The organism is Myxococcus sp. AM010, from assembly GCF_013372585.1.
Lineage (GTDB): Bacteria > Myxococcota > Myxococcia > Myxococcales > Myxococcaceae > Myxococcus > Myxococcus vastator.
Map to the genome: position 1 here is coordinate 1 of NZ_JABXEO010000169.1, position 6,344 is coordinate 6,344.

A 6,344-nucleotide genomic window follows, 5' to 3' on the forward strand; every position below is an offset into this window, starting at 1 on the left:
CTCCGGCGGTGGGCAGGGGGCGATGCCGAAGCGCTGGACGATGGTCTCCCGGACGCCGTGGAAGACGACGCACTGCGAGCCCTCCAGGCGCAGCCCCTGCTCGAAGGTCTCCCAGCCGAGCGCGGAGGGCAGGGGCGTGAGGCCCCCGCGCCGCTCCATGAAGCGCAGCGTCTGCGCATCCACGCGCATGCCGCCCTCGGCCCACAGCGGCCAGTTGAACGACACCGTGCGTCCGTGCCGCTCACCGCGCGCCCGGCGCGCTTCACGCTCGAAGGCGAAGGCGTCGAGGAAGGCGTTGGCGAAGGCGTAGTCGCTCTGCCCCACGTTCCCGGTGATGGCCGCCGTCGAGGAGAACAGGGCGAAGAAGTCGAGCGGCAGGTGGCGGCTGGCCTCGTCCAGGTGGAGCGTCCCGCTCACCTTGGGACCCAGCACCGCGTCCAACTGCTCCCTGGACTTGGCCGGCACGAGCGCGTCACGGGTCGCCCCCGCCGCGTGGATGATGCCGTTCAACGCGCCCAATTGCGCGTGGGCCTCGTGGACGACCCGCGCGGCGGAGGACGGCTCGCCGACGTCGCCGCGCACGTACACCACCTGCGCGCCAGTCTCGCGCAGGCTCTCCAGCCGCTGCCGTCGGGCTTCGTCCAGCTCACTTCGACCGACGAGCGCGACCCGGGCCTGCCGCGTGCGGACCAGGTGCTCGGCCAGGAGCAGGCCCAGCCCGCCCGCGCCGCCCGTGATGAGATACGCCCCGCCGTGCCGCAGGGGCGAAGGCCGCGTCGCATCGGCGGAGAGCGGCGCCAGTCCGCGCACCTGGCGCTGGCCCGCCGTGTAGCGGACCTCGATGTCGGCCTGTGTGCTGTTGGCCAGGGCCAGCCGCGCGACCTCGGACGGCGCGAGCAGCTCCGGTGCCAGCGCCACCGTCTGGAGCACCAGGCGCGGCGTCTCCAGCCCGAGCGCGCGGGCGAACCCCGCGATGGCGGCATGGGACGCCGCGGGCATTCCATCCGCCGTGGCGTGGAGGTAGCCCAGGCGCACGGTGCCTTCGGTCTTGTGCGCGAGCAGCCCCTGCGCGAGCCCCAGCACCTGCGTGAAGCCGTGAAGCGGCTCCTTCGCGGAGGCCGCGTCGAGCGCGGTCAGGAGGAAGACGTGGCTGGGCTGGATGCCCCGCCGTGCCAGGGACGCGAGGAGCTGCCGCACCTGCTGGGCGTCCGACACGTCCAGGGTCGGCTCCGCGCCGTCCTCCGAGAAGTTTGCTCCCGGGCGCGCATGCACCACGGGCGCCGCGAGGCCCCGAGCCTGGAGCCGCGCGAGGAAGGCCTGGGCGTGGGCCGCGTCTCCCCCCACGAGGAGGACACCCTGGGACCGGGGCTCCTCCGTGGACGAGGCGATGGGAGCCCCGCGCCAGACCTGCTGGGCGAGCACGACCTCCTCCGGCGCCGCGCGGGGCTGCACGGGCGAGGGTTCGACCTCGGTGGGGAGCCGTTCGAGCAGGAACCCCGCCAGGGCCCGCAGCGTGGGGTGGTCGAAGGCCAGCGTGGGGTACAGGTCCATCCCCAGCTCGCGCTCCAGATGCTCCACGAACTGCATCGCCTGGACCGACTCCATCCCCAGGTCGAAGAAGCCTTCCTCGGCGGAGGGCCGCGTGGACGGCGGATAGGCCAGGATTCGCGCTACGCTCTCTCCGAGCAACTGGACGAGGAGCGCGTGCCGTTCGGCACCGGGGACGGCCAGCAGGCGCTGCCGCATCGTCGCGCCCGGCGAGGGCTGTGACTCAGGGGCGGGCGTGGGGGGCGGCGGCGCGGACACGTCCGGCGGCGGCTCCGTGGCCGTGGTCTCTATCCAGTAGCGCTCTCCCACGAAGGGGTAGGTGGGCAGGGACATCCGGCGGGGCGGATGCTCCCGGTAGAGGGCCTCCCAGGGCCAGTGCGTGCCTTCCACCCAGGCGCGCGCGATGGCCTCGTGCTCGCTCCGGCCCACGCGCTCCAGCAGCGCGGCCTCGGTGGGGGCGGCGCCCGGCTGGGGCGTCTCCGCGACGGTCGCCGTGAAGAGGCCCGGGGCGCGCGGCGCCGTGGGGTCCGCCGCGTGCGTCGCGAAGGCCCGCAGCCGCTCGCGGCAGGTGGCCAGGTCCTCCGCGACGAAGGCGAGCCGGGCGGCCATGGCCTCTCGTCCGCGCTGGAGCGTGAAGGCGAGGGACTCCAGCGCGTCCTCTCCCCAGGCCGGCTGGGCGTCGAGGGCGTCGAGGAGTTGGCGGGCCCGCGCGCGCAGCCGCTCCGGGGTGCGCGCGGAGAGCACGATGACGGCGGGCCGCGGAGGGCGGCTGGCGCGGGGCGCGGGCGCGCGCTCCCAGGACTCGACGATGAGGTGCACGTTGACGCCGCCGGCGCCGAAGCTGCTGATGCCGGCGCGCAGGGGCTCACCGGGCCGGGCGCGCCAGGGCGTGGACTCCCGTTGGACGTGGAAGGGTGTGCTGGCGAAGTCGAGGTGGGGGTTGAGCTTGTATCCGTGGATGAGGGTGGGCGCCAGGCGGCGGTGCTTCATCTGGAGCAGCACCTTGTGCAACTGGCTGATGCCGGCGGCGGACTCCAGGTGGCCGATGCTGGCCTTGACCGAGCCGATGGCGCAGAAGCCCCGGTCGCCCGTGTGCTGGCGGAAGGCATCCGTCAGCCCGGTGACTTCGATGGGGTCGCCCAGGCTGGTCCCCGTGCCGTGCGCCTCCACGTAGCTGAGCGTGCGGGCGTCGACGTCCGCGCGCCGCAGGGCCTCGAGGATGACCTCTGCCTGGGCCACGGGGTTGGGCACGGTGTAGCCGTGGGTCTTCCCGTCGTGGTTGTTCGCGCTGCCCTTGATGACGCCGTGGATGACGTCGCCGTCCCGGAGTGCCAGCGCCAGGGGCTTGAGCAGCACGGCGCCCACGCCCTCGCCCGGGACGTACCCGTCGCCTCCCTCGGCGAAGCTGCGGCAGCGTCCGTCGCTGGACGCGAAGCGGTTGGCGCAGAGCATCACGTACTTGCTGGGGTGCAGTGACAGGTTCACGCCCCCGGCGATGGCCGCCTCGCAGGCGCCGGAGCGCAGGCTCTCGCAGGCGAGGTGGACCGCGTTGAGCGATGACGAGCAGGCCGTGTCCACCGTGAGGCTGGGGCCGCTCAGGTTGAGCGCGTAGGAGACCCGGTTGGCGATGGAGAACGTCTGCGTGTTGAGCGGAACGCGGTGGCCGCGCGCCCACTCCTGGGCGCCCAGCAGGGCGTACTCGTTGTAGGTGACGCCCACGAACACGCCCACGGGGGCGCGCGGGGTGCCCGCGCCGGGCCTCGCCAGCCCCGTCCGCGTGTAGCCCGCGTCCTCCAGGCAGGCCCAGGCCGTCTCCAGGAAGAGGCGCTCCTGCGGGTCCATGTAGCGGGCGACCAGCGGGGAGATTTGGAAGAAGGCCGCGTCGAACCGGTCCACGCCTTCCAGGAAGCCGCCCCACCGGGCGTAGATGGAGCCGGGCTGACGGCGCGAGGCGTCGAACAGCGGCCGGTAGTCCCAGCGCTCCGGCGGAATCTCCTCGATGCAGTCGCGGCCCGCCTCCAGGTTGCGCCAGAAGCGCTCCAGGTCCTCCGCCTGGGGATAGCGTCCGCTCATGCCGATGACGGCGATGTCCATCGTCGCGGGACTGGCCGCGGGTTGCGGCGGGTGCACCTCGCGCCGTGGCGCGGAGGCCGTCACCCGCGGCGCGGCGGGCGGCGTGTCCCGCGTGGCCACGAGTCGCTGGACGCCGTCCGCGTGCTCCTCGCACAGATAGGACGCCAGCTCCGCGAGGTTCTTGTACTTGTAGAACAGCGTGATGGGGAGCTTGCCGAACGTGAGCTCCAGCTTCTGGTGGACCTCGGAGATGAGGATGGAGTTCATCCCGTAGCTCTCGAAGTCAGCCGTGGACTGGAGGTGCTCCGCGTCCAGCCCGGCCGTGGTCGCCAGCGCCTGGGTGAGGACGTGGAGCGCCGCGTCCTGGAGCGCAGCGCCCGCCAACGGACCGGGGACATATGACGGTGCCGCTTCAATGACCTGGGCGGGCTCCGGTGGCGCGCGCTCCACGTAGAGACGGTCGGCGGGAGCGGGCAGCAGCCAGTGCCGGGCACCGGTGAAGGGATGGCCCGGCAGGGACACGCGGCGGCGCGGGCGAGGGAAGAGCCGCGACAGGTCGTCGAGGGCCCCACCCACCCAGAGGCGGGCGAGCCGCTCCAACTCGCCGCCCGACATCAGGGCCTCCAGGAAGGTGGCCCCGGCCGTGCCTCCGAGCAGCAGGTCATCCCATCGCGTGGCCTCCGCGCGGCCGGCGTGGACCTGCGTGGTGTCGCCACGCTCCAGCCAGGCGTCGAGCCGCGCGGTGAGCTCATCGAGGCTGTGCGCCACGATGGCCAGTCGCTCGTCCAGGACCTCGCGCCCCACCGCGAGGGTATAGGCCACGTCCTCCAGGCGCGGGGGCTCCGGGCGGCGCAGGGCGGCGCGCAAGCGGCTGGCGGCGGCGCGCAGCGTGGTGGGCTCCCGTGCGGACAGCACCACCAACTGCGGACCCGTGACGGCTTCCGGTGAGGGCGCCGCCGGCCGGTACTCTTCCAGGACGACGTGCGCGTTGGTTCCACCGAAGCCGAAGGAGCTCACGCCAGCGCGGCGCGAAGCCTCTTCGTCCCCGGGCGCGGGCCAGGGGCGGGTGTCCGCGTTGACGTAGAAGGGGCCGCCCTCCAGCCGGAGCTCGGGGTTGGGCGTCTGGAAGTGGAGGCTCGCGGGCAGGGTGCGGTGCCGCAACGCCAGCACCACCTTGAGGACCCCCGCGATGCCGGCGGCCGTCTCCAGGTGCCCGATGTTCGTCTTGACCGAGCCGAGCGCGCAGTGCGGCTGGGCGGAGGGGGGACGGCCCCAGCGCTGAGAGAGCCGCTCGAAGGCGATGCGCAGGCCATTGACCTCGATGGGGTCACCCAGGCGCGTGCCCGTGCCGTGCGCTTCGATGTAGCCGACCGTGGCGGGGTCGACCTGGGCATCCTCGTAGGCCGCCACCAGCAGCTCCGCCTGGGCCGTGGGGTTGGGGGCCGTCAGCGCCTGCGCCCGGCCACCGTGGTTGATGGCCGTGCCCCGGATGACGGCGTGGATGGTGTCCCCGTCCGCCTCCGCGCGCGACAGGGGCTTGAGCAGGAGCGCGCCGAGCCCTTCACCCCGGACGTAGCCGTTGGCGCGGGCGTCGAACGTCTTGCAGCGGCCGTCCTCGGCCAGCATGCCCGCGCGGCTGAACGCGAAGTAGAGGTGCGGGCTGAGCAGGAGGTTGACGCCACCGACGAGCGCCAGCTCGCTCTGGCCCGAGCGCAGCGACTGCACGGCGTGGTGGATGGCGACCAGGGAGCTGGAGCAGGCGGTCTCCACCGGGAGGCTGGGGCCGTGCAGGTCCAGCAGGAAGGAGAGCCGGTTGGGAAGGACGGAGTGGGCCTTCCCCGTGGCGGTGTGCGCGTCCGCCGCGACGCCGAAGTCCCGGAGCAGGTCGTGGTAGTCCGTCGTGCCGATGCCCACGAACACGCCCGTCTTCGTCCCCGCGAGCGAGCTGGGCCGGTAGCCAGCGTCCTCCAGGGTGTTCCATGCGAGCTGGAGGAAGAGGCGGTGCTGGGGGTCCATCAGCGCCGCTTCGCGGGGGGTGATGCGGAAGAAGGCGGCGTCGAAGTGCTCCACCTCGTCGATGAAGCTCCCCCACTTGATGTGGGTCCGATTCGGCTCGCTCAGGGGATTGCCCTCAAGGGCGCGCCAGTCCCAGCGCGTCGGCGGAACCTCCTCGATGAGGTCGGTGCCCTGCTCGAGGTGCCGCCAGAAGGTGTCGAGGTCGGGCGAGCGCGCGAAGCTGCCACCCATGCCGATGATGGCGATGGGCTCCGTCCCAGCGCGCGCGGCGCGTGGCGCGGGCGAAGCAGGTGTGGGCCGCTCCGGCATGGGGGCGCGTGGCGCCGGAGCGGGCTCGGGTGGGCGGACCTCTGGAGCGGGCGTGCGAGGCTCCAGGGAGGTGCGCGCCGGCTCTGGGGGACGCACCACCGCGAAGCGCGCGTTCAGCGCAGCGGAGTGCTCGGTGAGGAGGTGCTCGACGAGCGAGCCAAGCCGGTCATGCTCGAAGAGCATCGACGCCGTGAGGTCCACGGCGAGCTGTTCGCGCAGCCTGCCGGCGAGCTGGGTGATGGAGACGGAGTCGAAGCCGAAGTCGCGCAGGTCCGTGTCGAGCTCCACGTCCGCGGCGTTCATCTTGAGGACGGAGGCCGCGGCCTCGACCACGAGGGCGCTCACCTGCTTCCCCAGGTCCGCGTTCACGGTGGGGGGCGGAGGGGCTTCCCCGAGGG

General features: G+C 73.3%; 1 protein-coding gene. It reads right to left on the reverse strand.

The window, feature by feature from the left end; translation table 11 throughout:
* On the reverse strand, nt 1–6,344 hold a 6,344-nt coding region (locus HV826_RS35880), incomplete at both ends, for an SDR family NAD(P)-dependent oxidoreductase (protein ID WP_176421505.1).